At 42.0% G+C, this 15,312-nt stretch carries 18 protein-coding genes and 1 pseudogene; 14 read left to right on the top strand and 5 right to left on the bottom strand.

All coding sequences use genetic code 11. The features are described 5' to 3' along the window. The first annotated feature begins 85 nt into the window (after positions 1–85). Positions 86–769 (top strand): carboxypeptidase-like regulatory domain-containing protein, encoded by a 684-nt coding sequence (locus ACQ86K_RS26710; protein ID WP_091165341.1) that lies wholly within the window; start codon positions 86–88, stop codon positions 767–769. 69 nt (positions 770–838) lie between these two features. Here the strand turns inward: ACQ86K_RS26710 and ACQ86K_RS26705 are convergent, their stop codons facing one another. Together ACQ86K_RS26705 and ACQ86K_RS26700 are read right to left on the bottom strand one after the other, a co-directional pair. Then, a complete protein-coding gene (locus ACQ86K_RS26705; RefSeq protein WP_431199088.1) occupies positions 839–1,504 on the bottom strand; it encodes an NUDIX hydrolase in 666 nt (221 codons plus the stop codon). A gap of 138 nt (positions 1,505–1,642) precedes the next feature. Continuing rightward, positions 1,643–2,056 (bottom strand): hypothetical protein, encoded by a 414-nt coding sequence (locus ACQ86K_RS26700; protein WP_431199087.1) that lies wholly within the window; start codon positions 2,054–2,056, stop codon positions 1,643–1,645. A gap of 462 nt (positions 2,057–2,518) precedes the next feature. Between ACQ86K_RS26700 and ACQ86K_RS26695 the strand changes: the two genes are divergently transcribed. After that, on the top strand, positions 2,519–3,778 hold the full coding sequence (locus ACQ86K_RS26695) for a prephenate dehydrogenase (protein ID WP_091165348.1): 1,260 nt from the start codon (positions 2,519–2,521) through the stop codon (positions 3,776–3,778). 274 nt (positions 3,779–4,052) lie between these two features. Here ACQ86K_RS26695 and ACQ86K_RS26690 read toward each other — a convergent pair whose 3' ends face one another. The 3 genes from ACQ86K_RS26690 to ACQ86K_RS26680 form a co-directional block, all read right to left on the bottom strand. Further along, positions 4,053–4,460, bottom strand: coding sequence for a hypothetical protein (locus tag ACQ86K_RS26690; RefSeq protein WP_091165351.1), 408 nt, complete (start codon positions 4,458–4,460; stop codon positions 4,053–4,055). Positions 4,461–4,486: 26 nt separating this feature from the next. After that, positions 4,487–5,044, bottom strand: a complete 558-nt coding sequence (locus ACQ86K_RS26685) for a hypothetical protein (protein WP_091165354.1) — start codon at positions 5,042–5,044, stop codon at positions 4,487–4,489. A gap of 263 nt (positions 5,045–5,307) precedes the next feature. Beyond that, positions 5,308–5,775 (bottom strand): SRPBCC family protein, encoded by a 468-nt coding sequence (locus tag ACQ86K_RS26680; RefSeq protein WP_091165357.1) that lies wholly within the window; start codon positions 5,773–5,775, stop codon positions 5,308–5,310. Between the two features lie 422 nt (positions 5,776–6,197). Here ACQ86K_RS26680 and ACQ86K_RS26675 point away from each other — a divergent pair, with 422 nt between their 5' ends. The 12 genes and pseudogenes from ACQ86K_RS26675 (at position 6,198) to rpsS (ending at position 15,311) form a co-directional block, all read left to right on the top strand. After that, a complete protein-coding gene (locus ACQ86K_RS26675; RefSeq protein WP_431199086.1) occupies positions 6,198–6,626 on the top strand; it encodes a hypothetical protein in 429 nt (142 codons plus the stop codon). Next, positions 6,619–6,858, top strand: a complete 240-nt coding sequence (locus ACQ86K_RS26670) for a hypothetical protein (protein ID WP_431199085.1) — start codon at positions 6,619–6,621, stop codon at positions 6,856–6,858. The genes ACQ86K_RS26675 and ACQ86K_RS26670 overlap by 8 nt, the downstream gene beginning before the upstream one ends. A gap of 1 nt (position 6,859) precedes the next feature. Beyond that, on the top strand, positions 6,860–7,930 hold the full coding sequence (locus ACQ86K_RS26665; RefSeq protein ID WP_431200939.1) for an AAA family ATPase: 1,071 nt from the start codon (positions 6,860–6,862) through the stop codon (positions 7,928–7,930). 365 nt (positions 7,931–8,295) lie between these two features. Beyond that, positions 8,296–10,008: a hypothetical protein gene (locus ACQ86K_RS26660; RefSeq protein WP_431199084.1), complete on the top strand. Its 1,713-nt coding sequence runs from the start codon at positions 8,296–8,298 to the stop codon at positions 10,006–10,008. 116 nt (positions 10,009–10,124) lie between these two features. Then, positions 10,125–11,684, top strand: coding sequence for a hypothetical protein (locus tag ACQ86K_RS26655; RefSeq protein ID WP_431199083.1), 1,560 nt, complete (start codon positions 10,125–10,127; stop codon positions 11,682–11,684). Positions 11,685–11,752: 68 nt separating this feature from the next. After that, positions 11,753–11,983: a hypothetical protein gene (locus ACQ86K_RS26650; RefSeq protein ID WP_431199082.1), complete on the top strand. Its 231-nt coding sequence runs from the start codon at positions 11,753–11,755 to the stop codon at positions 11,981–11,983. Then, a complete protein-coding gene (locus tag ACQ86K_RS26645) occupies positions 11,973–12,296 on the top strand; it encodes a type II toxin-antitoxin system RelE/ParE family toxin (protein ID WP_431199081.1) in 324 nt (107 codons plus the stop codon). Before ACQ86K_RS26650 ends, ACQ86K_RS26645 begins: the two co-directional genes overlap by 11 nt. 369 nt (positions 12,297–12,665) lie before the next feature. Further along, a pseudogene (gene rplC, locus ACQ86K_RS26640) lies at positions 12,666–13,282 on the top strand (50S ribosomal protein L3). 1 nt (position 13,283) lies between these two features. Continuing rightward, positions 13,284–13,916 carry a 50S ribosomal protein L4 gene (rplD, locus tag ACQ86K_RS26635; RefSeq protein ID WP_090529285.1) on the top strand — a complete coding sequence of 211 codons (633 nt, stop codon included), beginning with the start codon at positions 13,284–13,286 and terminating at the stop codon, positions 13,914–13,916. A gap of 2 nt (positions 13,917–13,918) precedes the next feature. Continuing rightward, positions 13,919–14,209 (top strand): 50S ribosomal protein L23, encoded by a 291-nt coding sequence (rplW, locus tag ACQ86K_RS26630; RefSeq protein WP_090529282.1) that lies wholly within the window; start codon positions 13,919–13,921, stop codon positions 14,207–14,209. A gap of 8 nt (positions 14,210–14,217) precedes the next feature. Further along, complete coding sequence (rplB, locus tag ACQ86K_RS26625; RefSeq protein WP_090529279.1) at positions 14,218–15,045, top strand: 50S ribosomal protein L2; 828 nt, start codon at positions 14,218–14,220, stop codon at positions 15,043–15,045. Further along, the gene (gene rpsS, locus ACQ86K_RS26620; RefSeq protein ID WP_022832979.1) at positions 15,045–15,311 is read left to right on the top strand and encodes a 30S ribosomal protein S19; all 267 of its coding nucleotides are present in this window, start codon (positions 15,045–15,047) and stop codon (positions 15,309–15,311) included. Before rplB ends, rpsS begins: the two co-directional genes overlap by 1 nt. The last annotated feature ends 1 nt before the right edge of the window (position 15,312 follow it).

The raw sequence follows: 15,312 nt of genomic DNA, 5'->3' as shown, positions 1-15,312 counted from the left end.
TAAGTTAGCGCAGCGGTGAAAAAGTGTTAAAATGAAAACCTTTGGAACAAAAAATAAGTTTAATTTACAGCTCAAATAATCTGCTATGAAATACCCATACCTTATATTATCTGCCTTGCTATTTTGGGCTTATACCGTAAATGCTCAAACCACTGTAAAAGGGACTGTTGTTGAGTTGGGCAAAAACAATAAAATGAGCGATGTTTTTGTGCGAGACAACCAAAACAGGCAAATGACACTTACCGATAGTAAAGGTAATTTCACTATCCGTACAGAAACAGGGCACACCCTGATTTTTAGCTCTCCGGGTTATGTATCAGATACCTTATATGTAACCGATTTTACCAATAAGAAAATAGAGATGGTTGCCCAAACCATAGCCCTGAGGCAGGTTAATATCAGCGCCAAACGCGAAACATTTGACGCTCACAAAGAGTATCCGGAAGTGTATACCCGCGCTAAAGTTTATCCGCTATCACCTACATCGTGGTTTAGCAAGGAGGCAAAAGATGCCCGCCGCCTTAAAAAGTACTTTAAACACGAGGAAGAAGAACGCCATGTTGACGAAGTGTTTACCATGAATTACGTACAAAGCATTATCCCGCTGCGCGGACAGGAGCTGGAGAACTTCATGACTATTTACAGGCCTTCATACGAGTTTGTCAAAAATAACAACGGCCCTTCCATGGCGGTTTATATCAATGATTCGTACAAGAAGTATCTGGCACTACCGGCTGATAAACGTACGCTGCCTGATTTGAAGGAGTAGTTTTTTTAGTAGCAGCGACAGTTGCAGTAACAGTTTGGGTTAGATATGAGTTGGCGCAGTTGGCATTAATCAATCTGCCCAAACGCTGATATCGTTAGTAATGATCTTTTGGTAGAGTAGTTCTATCTGGCTTTTCAGGATCCGATCTTCCGATAGTGGGGGCAGATTGTTGATGTCAAAATACTGCACATCCAGCACATCAAAGCCTTTATTAATTTCTGTGGTTATGGCTTTACAGTAGAAAACCATTTTATATACATAAAAAGGCTGTGGCGGGTGTGGGTGCATTTTTTTATCAAATACGGCCAGCAGCCTGTCGGCAGTAACCTGCAAGCCGGTTTCCTCCCAAAACTCTTTTACTATGGTTTCCTTAGGTGTATAGCCTATATCGCCCCATCCACCGGGTAACGACCATTTTCCATCCCCGCTCTCCCTGGCCAGCAGGATCTTGTTATCCGGCGATAGCAGGATGCCGCGTAAATCAACTTTGGCGGTAGGGTAATCCGTTGCCTGTGGAAATAGCAGGTTGATGGTCTCCGCACCATAGCCGCTTACCTCATCAAACATTTTAGTGCTCAGGTGTTGCAGTTCCTGGTAACGTTCAATATCGTATTCGTTTTTGGCGTATAGCAGACCTGTATCGGCAATGGAACGTAGTTGGGTTATAAGGGAAAGCAGGTTGGTGTTGGGCATAGTAGGCGTTAATATTTTGTTATGCTGAACATAGTGAATCATCTTCTTCGTCCTGTATAGCAGTTATGCAAAGTCAAGAAGATCTTTCGCTATCACTCAAGATGACAAATAAAATCAATAAATGTTAAGTTGCCGATAAAAAATCCGAAATCGAAAATCTCAATTCCGAAATCAAAAAAATTACCCTCTGCCTAACAGTTCATCAAGCTTATTGCGTTCGGTTTGAAGTTCGCGGGCAAGTTTCTTTTCTTTTTCGTTGGCTTTAGCTTTATAGGCTTTGTATTCTTCGTCAAGCTCTTCGTAAAGCTTGATGCGGTATTTGGCTTCGCGGCTGTGTGCACCCGAGCGGGCTATCACGATAACGGCAACCACTCCAAAAACAATAACCAAGCCCCACATTACCAGGTTGTATGTTGCTTTAGTAAACGGAATGCCTAATAGGCTTATCTCATCGCGTTTGGCATTTGATTCATTAAGGGCTTGCTCCTTACTGCTTGCGTCAGATTTAAGGCTTTCAACATTTTTACCCTGTTCGGCAAGTTTGGCCCGGGCCTCTTTAAGCTGGCGGCGCTCGGTATTGAGGGTATCCTTCATGTTTTTCCACAGGGCGGCAACCAGCGGCTGCTGATAGTGGTATAGTTTGCTGAGCAGGTATTTGTACTGGCCATTAAGGCTTTTATCTTTTTGCAGGGCCGAATCGGCAGCAGCACTGATTTTGGGCAGGGTATAGGCAGATTTAGCCGGTTGTTGCGGCGTTGCAGCCGGATTTTTAAGCGCTGCCGGGCTCGATCTTACAATGGGCGGAATAGCATTGTGCTTTAAGGTAGCGGTTTTTTCCTGGTGCTGTCCTGTGCAAAAGTTGCCGCAACACTGCCCGTTATCATCGCTATTAAAACCGTTATCGTAAGTAGTAAATGCTTGTTCATCAAATGTAAAATTAGGTATATGCTATTAACAAAACAGGATGTTTACGGTTTTTATTATATACACCCTGCGTTTTTGAGGCTAAAATAAGCTTTCGTACGTAATTAACCTACTCATAGTTATATTAGCGGCATGAATATAGGTATTATTGGGTTAGGCGATATGGGCCGCCTTTACGCAAAGGCTTTTGCAAAGGCCGGTTACACCGTTTCGGGCTGCGACCTGCCGGCCAACCGTGAAAAGCTTGAAGAAGAGCTTACGCCCCACGGCATCACCGTTATGGATCACGGCAGCGATGTTGCCCGTATCAACGACCTCATCATCTATTCGGTTGAGGCCGATAGCATGGAGCGTGTGGTTGCTGAGTATGGCCCTTCAACCAAATACGGTGCCATTGTGGCCGGACAAACTTCGGTTAAGTCCCCGGAGATTGCCACCTTTGAAAAGCACCTGCCTGCCGATGCCCAGATAGTTACCTTTCATGGGATGCACGGCCCGGGGTTTGAACCCGCCGGGCAAACCCTCATCCTGATCCCGCACCGCTCAACGCCCGATGCCTACCAGCGCATGTATGACCTGTTTACAGCCATTGGCAGCAATATAGTTGAAATTGCCGACTACCACGAGCACGACCGCATCGTAGCCGATACCCAGGCCGTTACCCACGTTGGTTTTGAGAGCATGGGCACGGCCTGGAAATCGGCCGGATTTTTCCCCTGGGAAAACGCTTCATATATTGGGGGGATAGATAATGTGAAGATCCTGACCACCCTCCGCATCTTCAGCTATAAGGCCCACGTTTACGCCGGGTTGGCCATCCTCAACCCGTATGCCCGCCAGCAGGTGAAACGTTATGCCGAATCGGAGTCGGAGTTGTTTAAGTTGATGATCAAGGAAGAGGCCGATGCATTTAAGCAACGCCTTTATCGCGCACGCGACTTTGTTTTTCACGAAAGCCGCAAGCCTATTATGCTTAATGATACCGTGATGAAGGAGTTTTCGCTGTCACAGCATGCCGATCATCAAAAGCCAAACTCGCACCTCAGTATCCTGAGCATGGTTGATGCCTGGTACCACCTCGGCGTTAACCCGTATGATAACCTTATTTGCCAAACCCCGCCTTTCCGCCTGCGTTTGGGCATTGCCGAATACCTTTTCAAGAACGAAGAGCTGCTGGAAGAATCACTGGAAACAGCCCTGTATGACAAAACCATCCGCGGCGACGACCTGGAGTTTCACTCGGCGGTGAGGGAATGGTCGGCTATTATTGGATATGGGGATATGGAGGGGTATAAGAAACACTTTAATGATACGCAGGCATTCTTTAGCCACCGGCTTGAAGAGGGCAAAGCCCAGAGCGCGGAGCTGATCCGGAGGTTGATGATGGAGTAATTTTTTGATTTGGGAATTCGGATGTTCGATTTCGGATTTAAGCTTGATTAGCAGGTGTTCAATTTTTTAAGGTGTGAACACTTGTTGTTTTTTGGGATTTTATTGTTGTTGATAATCAGTTGTTTATAAAGTCTGTAAAATCATCTATTCGCTGTTTTAAACAGATTGGTATTGATAGTCAGTGGGTTGTAATTTTGGCTCGTAAAATGTTGAACACCCTGTTTTTGAAAAATTGAACACTGACATTGGTTGTAAGCTTTCAGAAAAGCTAAGGTCATTTCAAATATTCTGATATTATATCAAATTGTTCAGAGACTGCGAAGACATCTCTTCTATCTTGGTTTTTGTCATGGAATGCATAGAATATCTCGATGCTTTCCTGATTCAAAAGTTTTTTAAGATAGAGCATTTCAAATCTTCGTTTTGATTGATAGATCTCATTATCATTAACCGAAAAGTAATTCAAAGTAAAGAAGTTATCTGATTTCCATTTTGAGGTACAGTGATATTTAACGAAATAAACTCTTTTAAAGGAAGGATCTTCTAAAATATTGTCGATAACACAATGGTCTGAAATTAAATGGTTTTCGAGGTATATAGAGCAAATCCATGGGCCGCCCATGTTAATGATCTGCTCTATATTCTCTATATTAAATTCTAAGCCACAAAGTTTTTTCTTCATTGTATCAAGGAATATATCGCCAATGGCTAACTATAGGATTCGAGAAACTCATCTATGGTATCTTCACTATCCATATTCAGAATAGCATTTGCCAACTTTACTTGCCCCTTAGCTAATGCAATAGCTGTTAATGCCGTTGCTGCTAAATCCAAATCCCAATATTGATTCATAGCAAGCTTCGCAAGATCTGCTAAATCTTCAATCGCTTTATTGTAGTTTGGTTTTAGCGAGTTTGGTATTTGAGGATTGTTCTTATGCCTTTGTATTTCGATAACCGAAATCAGTCCAAGTATATTATAGTCTACAATTTGTTTTTGTAGCGATATCCGAACCAAAAGAGGAACCGAATAATATGATGCCAAGCCAACATCCCCCTGATGGTGTAGCTCGTTCCATAGTTCTTGATAGATTTGGTTAACAGTTTGTTTATTGTCTGCAAGTTCAAGTTTCTTCAAGGCTATTGAAGCATCATATAATGTTCCTCTGTAACCGCCTTCTAAGGTTGACCATCTTGGGTCGTCAAGTTCCAATGCCGGCTCATCTACTGATTTCTTAGGGAAGAAGTCGCTTAACTTTATTGTCATAAGGTTATTTGTTTCTCAAAGATAGATAAACGGAGGAAGTTTTTTTCCATCGAGATCGGCTGTTGGTACTAATGATGGCCCTTACATGCACTGATCGGTAAGGCCAGTTAAGCTGAAAGCTTAACTCATTTTAGGACGAAGTTACGCTGTCGCTAAACTTCGACCAGTGGATGTAGAAATTTACTCACTGTATAAAAAAACATATCATTGGCTTGCCACATGTGCGAGCCAATGATATGAAAACAGATATACCAGATTACGCATTACTGCGCCGCTGACACTGTTTTGCTTGCTGCAGCTGTATTTATCCAGTTTAACAACCGCTCCTGGATATATTGTGTCCATGCCGGTGCGCAGGCGTGATAACATTCAAATTCTGGTACCAGTCCAACATGGGTGAATACAATTTTTGTGGCATCGCCCTCCGCAAAAATTTCAAAGCAAAGTTTGGTGCCGGTCCACTCGGTTTGGTTTTGTGTAAAAGTTAGCTTGCTATCGGTAATCAGCCAGGCTATTTTCTTGTTGGGGACCAATTCAACAAGTTTTTGTTTGGTGTAGTGCGCTCCGTCGCCGGCAAAGAATGAAAACTCGTCGCCAAGTTTTTCCGACTTGCCTTCAAATATTTCCGAATGCAAGCCTGACCACCATCCCCGGACATTTTTTAACGCATCAAAAACTTCTTCAGGGCTTTGGTTTACCAATAAGGTTGTTGTGAAATCTGTAGTTGTCATTTTTTTGATTTTTTGGTTGAATAATTCATTATTTAACAGGCCTTGTTAAAATAAGTAACTTTAAAGTTACGTAAATGTATAAGTAACTTCTGGGTTACGCAATTTTTTCTGAAAATTTTTTATTGCCTTATTTTATGTAGGGTGTGTGTCTGCAAAGGCTGATTTAATTATTTTTTCACTGGGAAGAATCTTGACAATTGATAACTGTCTTCAATTGTCAAGATCCTTAAATCACGCTTATGTACCAGTAAGGTGAGTTAAGATGAGAGCTTGCCTATTGGGGACGAAGTGATCATCTCATAACTTCGATAAGCAAGGAGCCTTTACGCCACTTAAATGCTTTATTATTATAGATTGGTATTTGCCTTACATAAACTGATTAGTTATCTTGCCATAAGATCTATATACACTTAAGCATGATTTTGAACATTACCGATAACGGAAAAATCCTCAAAAAAAATTATGATATTCAAATAAGTGATTTTATGCTACTGACGGGTGAGAATGGCTCAGGAAAGACCCAATTGTTAGAATTTATCAGAGATTATGCAGGAGGTTTTGCAAAATGTGATGAATTCGGAAATGAATGTCACAACGACATAGGAGAACCGCTCATTGTATCTCCATTATTTTCTGAAGAAAATGAACATCTTACTGAAATTATCTATTCTTACCCAGGACTTAGAAATTCAATTTATCCACACGATTATCAGCAACAATCGTTAATGGGGAGTATAATAGAGCAATGGACTCAACTTCAGCCGTTTGTATGGGCATATAACGCTATAAAACATAAAGTGTTAGCTAATGACGAGATTGGAAATGCAAGAACTAAATTCTGCCTTGGCTAAGCTGATTTTTACTGCATCTCAAACAAACAACCAGTATACTCAAATAACTGCTAAAACTATCTCAATATACCAGTTTCAACAGCTTAAAAATTTAGCGGACAACTGTGAAAAGGAAATTCAAGATCTTAGCTTAATTGACTTTATCATCTTTTATCAAATTCCCTTAGAGCTATTTTCAGGTGCCTTGGATCTTTTATTTCATCAATTTTATTTAAAAAAAATATTATCCTGAACTGACCGACGATATTACACCACCATGGGATGTTTTCAATGAAATACTGGAGCGAGCTCAATTTAAGTATAAAGCGGAATATGTTGAGAGTACCCAAGAAGAAAATCCTCAAAGAGTTAAACTTATAGATAAGCAAAATGGAAAGGAAGTCTTTTTTGAGAATCTATCTTCGGGTGAAACTACCATTATGGCATTAATCTTCGCTTTATATAATTCATCAAATAAAGGCCATTTCCCCCAAGTAATTTTATTCGACGAGCCCGACGCGCATTTACATCCATCGTTAACACAGGTTTTTTTAGATGTGATCTTAGATGTACTCGTAGAACAGCACAATGTTAAAGTAATACTTACAACGCATTCTCCATCTACGGTAGCATTGGCTCCGGATGAATCTGTTTATTGCATGGATAGAGGCCTTGGACGACCGGTTAAAGAAGACAAACGAACAGCGATAAACATCCTTAGCAGCGGGTTGGTTTCACTAACGATTGAAGAAAGCAACCTGGGCATCAATTATAATATCCATAATGCAGGTATTAATGTTTTATTTACCGAAGGAATAACAGACAAAATCAATTTGGAAATTGCATGGGAGAAACTCTACCCTGGAAGAAAGAGAAATTTTTATATTCAGGATAGCTTTTCGGCGAGTTTTTTAGGTAACTTATTTACCCAAGGTGACCAGGCGCCTGACGGCATATTTCACCAATTCGACGACCTAAAGATGATCGCGTTATTTGACTTTGATGCAGCTGGTTATGCCCAGTGGAATAATAAAAAGAAATTTCCAGAAATCGTTGAGATTAATCCACGAAAAGGCCTAACACGGTTTAACAGGAAGAATGGTTACTTACTTTTACTACCAGTTCCTAATATTGAGGAAATTACAAAGCAGGTTATCGTTTCAGAAAATGACACATATGAAGAGAAATCTTACCTCACCATTGAATCTCTACTTTTTGACGATATTGCGGTTAAAGGTTTTTTCAAGACCGTGCCTCTTCCCGGAGGGGGACTGCTAATATTTTTAATGATAATAAAAGTAAAAAGGAATTTTCAAACATACTGAGAAAATTGAATGCAGCATCATTTTCGCATTTCGCGCCACTTTTTGAGAAAATAGAGGCTTTGTTTTAGGCATACCAGAATGAATTCATCTTTGCTACACACATACTAACGCAAGCATTCTTGCTTGTGAGCATCATTCTAAATGCGCGAGTGACTTTTCAGATTGTGCACCTGAATGCCGGCCACAAACCAAGGTTCTGTGGCAGTGCTGAGCTCCTAAAATAAGCAATTTCTACTTTTCTTCTCAATCTATATCCACTACCTGCAACCCAACGCAATTCCCTCATCCATTCCTGCCTATAATACCTTATATTAGTATAGGTTTTCATACCTGCCAATTATAGTCCTCATTTAAAAAAGTCGAACATGAAAAAGGTATCGCTGTTATTTGTGCTCCCTGTGGTGTTGTTCGCTACCTATTTGTTTGCGTTCCAGGGAAAAAAGTTTAAAGTATCGGGCAAAACAAAACCGGTAATCCCGGTAATGTGCGGATCGGCTATAGTGCAGGATGCAGATACAGCGGGGAATGGCAAATTTATACAGCGCTTACCCGGCTGGGGACATCACAGCTATGCTATAGCTACCGGTAACGATAGCGCCCGGTTTTACTTTAACCAGGGCTTAACTATGTATTACAGCTATCACATGAAGGAGGCATTTGCCTCGTTCAAAGAAGCGTCGCGCTTTGACCCCTCGGCTGCTATGACTTACTGGGGGCAGGCTTTAAGCCTGGGCCCTTACTATAACGCAGGCGGGCCGTATGTTGCGCCTGCCGGTTTGCCTGCTGTTTTGAAACAAATGAACGCTGTTGCCGGCAGTGCTCCCGAAAAGGAAAAAGCGTTGATAGCGGCGATGAACCTTCGTTACCCGCATGGTGGCACCAACGCAAGCGACAATGAAGCTTATGCACAGGATCTGAAGAAACTGATGCAGGCTTACCCAACCGATGCCGACCTTAAGATGCTGTATATCGACGCGGTAATGCTCATCCACCCCTGGGATTTTTGGGCGCCCGACGGTACCGATAAACCCTGGACAGCCGAACTGGTTACCTTGTGCAAAGGCGTTTTAAATACCAATCCGGAGCACCCGGCTGCGCTGCATTATTATATCCATTTAACCGAGGCTTCGCGTAACCCCGGTGCCGCGCTGGCCAATGCCGGGGCTTTAAAAAGGTTGTTCCCCGGTATCGGGCATATGGTACATATGGCCAGTCATGTTTATCAGCGCAATGGTTTGTATTTTCAGGGTGTTGACGTTAATGAAAAAGCAGCAAAATGTATTGTTACTTATGCCGCCCTGGCGCCCAATTTAAAGCTCACAAAAATAAACTCTCATTTTTACGCTGTCGAAACACTTTGTGCCTTTAACGGGGCTATGTACGAGCGGGGAATGGAAGCGGCCCAACGCTGCCGCAATGCTGTAAAACCTTCGGCAGGCGATACTTATTCGCAATACCTGTACATGATGCCCGTATTTACCATGATGCGCCTTGGCAAATGGCACGAACTGCTGAAAGACAGCGTTGGCCCCAATGGCGACTGGGCCTATGCGCGGGTGTTATACCATTTTGCCCGCGGAATGGCATTTCTGTATACGGGCGGGCAGGATTCGGCCGTGGCCCAGCTTGCTTTATTGCGTGGCAGGCTTGATGATGCCTCTTTAAAACAGCGGCATATTCCTTTTAATATCGCATTGGATGGCGCCACCGTTGCCGAAAATATATTGGATGGTGCTATTTTGCTCGGCCGCAATAAGTTTGATGATGGTATGGCGGCTTTAAAAAAAGCAGTGCAAACAGAAGATAACATGATTTACTCGGAGCCTGCCGAGTGGCCTATCCCGGCACGGCAGTTCCTGGGGGCTTACCTGCTCAAAACCGATTATAACCCGCAGGCCGAAAAAGTTTTCCGCGAAGACCTGGAACGTAACCCGGGTAACGGCTGGTCGATGCTGGGCATGTACCAAAGTTTAAAGGCGCAAAACCGTACCGAAAAGTTGCCTTATTACAAGGCGGGCTTCACACGCTCGTTTTCGCATGCTGATGAGGTGCCCGTAAGTTCGGTGGTTATGAATTAGGGTAATGTTCCGGGCGACAGGTGCGGTGCCGGTTTTTGTTGGTTAGCTTTCGGGGAAAAATCTAAATACTTTTGTAGTTTAGGCTCAAATCTAAAAAGCCTTAACCCGGAATGTAAGTGAACAGATACCTAACCCAAAGATTTGTTTTATACGCCCTTTTTATAATTGCAATAGTATTAGCGGGGATTCAATTTTTAAGCGACCGGGGCGTATGGCTTGATGAAGCTGTATTAACTCTTAATTTAATACACCGTAATGCTGTTGGTCTGGTCCGGCCTCTTGATTATAATGGGGTTGCGCCTGTGTTGTTCCTGCTTATTCAAAAAGCATTTATATCGCTGGTGCCCAAATCAGATTATGCACTTAAGGTATTTCCGCTTATCTGCTATTTGGCGTTCTTGCCCCTGTTTGCCCGGATCCTAAGCAGGCTTTTCAAAAGCATTTACAGTATTATTTTAGGATTGAGCCTGGTCATTTTTAATCAAACTATAATTTATTACTCGAGCGAGGCCAAGCAGTATATTGTCGATCTTCTGGTAATTACCATATTCTATTACCTGTTGATTGAAGAGAATGCATTAAAGGGGTTTTACTATAAGCTTTTGGTACTGGGCTTAATCTGCATATATCTCTCCAACATCACACCAATTATCCTGCTTACGGTTGATGTATACCTGTTTTATAAATCGAGATCGGAAAATAGGCCCCTGGGCAGGCATTTTATAATCACCAATTTGTGTTGGGGTGTTTTCTTTGCTTTATATTATTTTGTGTTTATCTACAGCCATCCAACACAACATAAAATGGTTGGGTACTGGTCAAACGCGGGTGCTTTTATGCCCCTTGATTCGTCGTTTTGGGGCTGGATAGCAGGTCGTTTTCACGGCATTTTTTATTTTCTTTTTTACTTCGGGCAGCTTATCGGGAGCTGTATTTTGGTATTATTCGGTCTGGGTGTCATACTGTTGGTTAGGTACAGAAGATACGATCTCATGATATTAACATTACTGCCGGTTTGCGTCCATCTTGTTTTATCCGGGCTTAAATTATATCCATTTGAAACCCGCTTATATTTGTACTTAACCCCTGGCCTGGTCATTACGTGCGTATTTAGCTATGATTTCTTAGTCACCAGGCTATCTCATCTGAGATTTGGAAAAGCCGTCGGTTTTATCTTTTTACTGCTTCCGGCATTAATGGCCAGGGTTGTATTTATACACCAACCGCCTTACACGCAGCATGATGATATTAAAAGGGGGATTGAAACCATCAATAAAAAATTTGAAAAAGACGATGCCCTTTATACGGGCAACTTAACAGGCTTACCGGTAAAATACTATAAAGATTTAGGTGTTATAGATAGGCGGCTTGATGTAATCTATAAGGATAGCCTTTTAAATACGCATTGTCCCTATGCCGTTAAGCGTTTGTGGGTACTTACATATTCCGTTGAAGATCAACCCCAGGAACTTTCTGAACTATTGAAAAGCAGGCAATTAATAAAAAAAGACAGTTTTGAAACCCGGGGCGGTGTACGCTTTAGCTTGTTTGCGCAAGGTAATGCACTTGTTCAAAAAAATCGTTGCCATAAAATAGAACTGAATTACTGTAAATCGCGAGTATACCACGCTTTTTGCCGGCGTTGCATGCCCGCGCCGGATGGGGGCTTTCCATGACCAGGCCTGCATTGGGGGCGTTATGTCATTGCTGTTCAATTGTTATTATAAATGTTTAAATTTGTTATATGACAACGTTAACAATTGAAATACCCGAAAAAGCAGGGAAAACGCTGGCCGATCTGGTCGAGCAGTTAGGAGGGAAGGTTATTTCTATAAAGAAAGACAAAAAGACAAAAGGCGAGAAGAAGAAAAAACAGGTATTAGACGATCTGGAAGAGTCAGTAAAGTTTGTCAGGTTGCATCAGCAGGGTAAGGTTGAAGCAAAAACGATACAAGAATTACTTAATGAGCTTTAAGATTCTGCCAACCCCGGCGTTTGTCCGTGAACTTAAGAAACTTTCTAAAAAGTACATTTCTTTAAAGAAGGATTTAACAGTTTTAATTGCCGAATTAGTTGAAAATCCGAAATCGGGAACTCCTTTAGGAAATAACTGTTATAAAATTCGGATGGCTATTACTTCAAAAAATAAGGGAAAATCGGCCGGTGCAAGAATAATTACCTATGTTCAGGTTGTTAATGGAACGGTTTACTTATTATCTATCTATGATAAATCTGATCTGGATAACATAAGTGATAGTGAGTTAACAAGCCGCATAAAGGATCTGTGATTTTTAGGCTGACATGCTAATTCTTTGCTTAAGGGTTCATGGTCCGGCATGCTGTCAGCAAATAGCCCCTCAATCCCCCCAATCTTTAAAAATTTCCCCGGCCCATCTTCAGTTTTACGCCGTCAACCGGGTGATGCGGTAGCATACCTCCCAAAATGGCTGGGAAAAGTCAAAAAATCAAACCGGCTAATGCTTAGCCAAATACCTTTCAAACATATGTTAAAACGCGGATGCAAAAATTATAAAAAAATAACTTACTAACTATTTGATAATTAATACAAAGTTTCTATCTTTGCCGTCCCTTTCGGGGGAGAAATATGCCTTGAACGAAGCCCTACTGCTTCGATGGGCACAAAAACAATTAAAAAAATGTCAGGAATTATTGGTAAAAAAGTAGGAATGACCAGCATTTTCGACAGAACAGGGAAAAACATTCCCTGCACAGTAATCGAAGCTGGCCCTTGCGTGGTAACACAAGTTAAGTCTGTGGATACAGACGGATACGCTGCTGTTCAGTTAGCGTATGGCGACAAAAAGGAAAAAACACTTCTGCCCCTCTAAAAGGACACTTCCAGAAAGCCGGTAGCGCTCCAAAGCGTAAACTGGTTGAATTCAAAACTTTCGAAGATCAAAAAGCATTAGGCGACACCGTTACTGTCGACATTTTTGCTGCGGGAGATTTTGTTGACGTGGTAGGTACCTCAAAAGGTAAGGGTTTTCAGGGTGTGGTAAAACGTCATGGTTTTGGCGGCGTGGGTATGCAAACTCACGGTCAGCACAACCGTTTACGTGCGCCAGGTTCTTTGGGTGCGTCATCATGGCCATCACGTGTATTTAAAGGTATGCGCATGGCAGGTCAAACCGGAAACGCCCGTGTTAAAATACAAAACCTTGAAGTAGTTAAGGTTTTCGCGGAGCAGAATCTGTTAGTAGTTAAAGGTTCCATCCCCGGAGCTAAGGGTTCATTCGTAATAGTGGATAAATAAGATGGAAGTTAACGTATTAAACGTATCAGGTAAAGAAACAGGTGCCAAGGTGCAGCTTCCTGAGTCGGTTTTCGGTATTGAGCCAAATGATCACGCTATCTATCTTGATGTTAAGCAATTTCTTGCTAACCAGCGTCAGGGTACACACAAATCAAAACAGCGTAATGAAATTGCAGGTTCAACCCGCAAATTATACAAACAAAAAGGTACAGGCGGTGCCCGTGCCGGTGGTATTAAATCACCATTATTTAACGGTGGTGGCCGTGTATTCGGTCCGCAACCACGCGATTATAGCTTCAAATTAAACAAAAAGCTTAAATCACTGGCCCGTAAATCAGCTTTATCATACAAAGCAAAAGATAACAATATTTTAGTGTTAGAGGATTTTAGCTTTGATAGCATCAAAACTAAAAACTACATTAAGCTGGAGGCCGATCTGAATGTTACTAATGAAAAAACATTATTAGTAGTAGCATCTGCCGAAAATAACAATGTGTATTTATCAAGCAGGAACCTGAAGAAAAGCAAAGTAATTTCAGTTGAGCAGCTTAACACTTATGATGTGTTAAACGCAGGCAAGCTGTTGTTAACTACAGGTGCTGTTAAAACTTTGGAGGAAGCATTAGCTAAGTAATTATGGAAATTTTAAAACAACCCCTACTTACTGAAAAAGTTACTCAGTTAACTGACAAGCTTAACCGTTATGCTTTCAAAGTTGATCACAGGGCTAACAAAATTCAGATCAAGAGTGCCATTGAGGCAATGTACGGTGTAAACGTTACGGCGGTAAACACCATGAAATACGTCGGCAAACTTAAAACTCGCAATACTAAGGCAGGCGCCGTTCAGGGCCGTTCAGCTACTTACAAAAAAGCGATCATTACGTTGAAGGACGGAGAAGTAATTGATTTTTACAGCAATATATAATTATAGAAATGGCAGTAAAGAGATTTAAACCGGTTACCCCGGGTACCCGCTTCAGAGTTGATGTATCTAATTCAGATATCACAACAAACGTTCCTGAAAAATCGTTGGTTGTAGCATCAAACAAAAGATCGGGCGGTCGTAACAACAGCGGTAAAATGACTATGCGCTACTTAGGTGGTGGTCATAAACAAGCATACAGGTTAATTGATTTTAAACGTAATAAGTTTGATATCCCGGCAAAAGTTGCAACTATCGAGTACGATCCTAACCGTTCGGCACGTATAGCCCTGCTACACTTTGCTGATGGCGAGAAAAGGTACATGATTGCTCCGGAAGGCTTAACAGTTGGTACAATTGTAACAGCAGGCGAAACAGCAGCTCCCGAAGTAGGTAATACCTTACCATTAAAGAATATCCCTCTTGGTTCGATCATTCACAACATTGAGTTAAACCCTGGCCAGGGTGGTGTAATTGCCCGCAGCGCCGGTACTTACGCTCAATTATCAGCACGTGATGGCAAATATGCTATCATCAAATTGCCTTCAGGCGAAACCCGCATGATCCTGTCAACTTGTTTGGCAACTATCGGTACCGTTTCAAATGGCGAAAGAGCAAACGCTGTGTTAGGTAAAGCCGGCCGCAAACGCTGGTTAGGCCGCAGGCCAAGGGTACGTGGTGTAGCTATGAACCCGGTAGATCACCCTATGGGTGGTGGTGAAGGCCGTGCCTCAGGTGGTCACCCACGTTCACGTAAAGGTTTATTGGCTAAAGGCTACAAAACCCGTGACAAGAAGAAAACATCGGATCGTTACATCATTGAAAGAAGGAAGAAATAATGGCTCGTTCAATAAAAAAAGGACCTTACATCGATCATAACTTAGATAAGAAAGTTATGGTACTGAATGATGCAAATAAAAAATCAGTTGTAAAAACATGGTCACGTCGTTCCATGATCTCTCCTGATTTCGTTGGTCATACATTCGCAGTACACAACGGTAACAAGTTTATCCCTGTGTACGTAACAGAAAACATGGTTGGACACAAGCTGGGAGAGTTTGCCCCAACCCGTACATTCCGCGGACACGCAGAAAAGAAAAAATAAC

It is taken from the genome of Mucilaginibacter sp. P19 (assembly GCF_050632265.1).
In the GTDB taxonomy this organism is placed as follows: Bacteria; Bacteroidota; Bacteroidia; order Sphingobacteriales; family Sphingobacteriaceae; genus Mucilaginibacter; species Mucilaginibacter gossypii.
Note: the sequence above shows the minus strand (reverse complement) of the source record. Positions and strands in the feature narration are given on the sequence as shown.

Coding starts and splice junctions, on each gene's coding strand:
- ACQ86K_RS26645 (WP_431199081.1), top strand. CDS start 11,973: ATGAGCTTTAAGATTCTGCCAACCCCGGCGTTTGTCCGTGAACTTAAG.
- ACQ86K_RS26650 (WP_431199082.1), top strand. CDS start 11,753: ATGACAACGTTAACAATTGAAATACCCGAAAAAGCAGGGAAAACGCTG.
- ACQ86K_RS26685 (WP_091165354.1), bottom strand. CDS start 5,044: ATGACAATAAAGTTAAGCGACTTCTTCCCTAAGAAATCAGTAGATGAG.
- rplB (WP_090529279.1), top strand. CDS start 14,218: ATGGCAGTAAAGAGATTTAAACCGGTTACCCCGGGTACCCGCTTCAGA.
- ACQ86K_RS26680 (WP_091165357.1), bottom strand. CDS start 5,775: ATGACAACTACAGATTTCACAACAACCTTATTGGTAAACCAAAGCCCT.
- ACQ86K_RS26695 (WP_091165348.1), top strand. CDS start 2,519: ATGAATATAGGTATTATTGGGTTAGGCGATATGGGCCGCCTTTACGCA.
- ACQ86K_RS26700 (WP_431199087.1), bottom strand. CDS start 2,056: ATGAAGGATACCCTCAATACCGAGCGCCGCCAGCTTAAAGAGGCCCGG.
- rplW (WP_090529282.1), top strand. CDS start 13,919: ATGGAAATTTTAAAACAACCCCTACTTACTGAAAAAGTTACTCAGTTA.
- rpsS (WP_022832979.1), top strand. CDS start 15,045: ATGGCTCGTTCAATAAAAAAAGGACCTTACATCGATCATAACTTAGAT.
- rplD (WP_090529285.1), top strand. CDS start 13,284: ATGGAAGTTAACGTATTAAACGTATCAGGTAAAGAAACAGGTGCCAAG.
- ACQ86K_RS26705 (WP_431199088.1), bottom strand. CDS start 1,504: ATGATTCACTATGTTCAGCATAACAAAATATTAACGCCTACTATGCCC.
- ACQ86K_RS26690 (WP_091165351.1), bottom strand. CDS start 4,460: ATGAAGAAAAAACTTTGTGGCTTAGAATTTAATATAGAGAATATAGAG.
- ACQ86K_RS26710 (WP_091165341.1), top strand. CDS start 86: ATGAAATACCCATACCTTATATTATCTGCCTTGCTATTTTGGGCTTAT.
- ACQ86K_RS26660 (WP_431199084.1), top strand. CDS start 8,296: ATGAAAAAGGTATCGCTGTTATTTGTGCTCCCTGTGGTGTTGTTCGCT.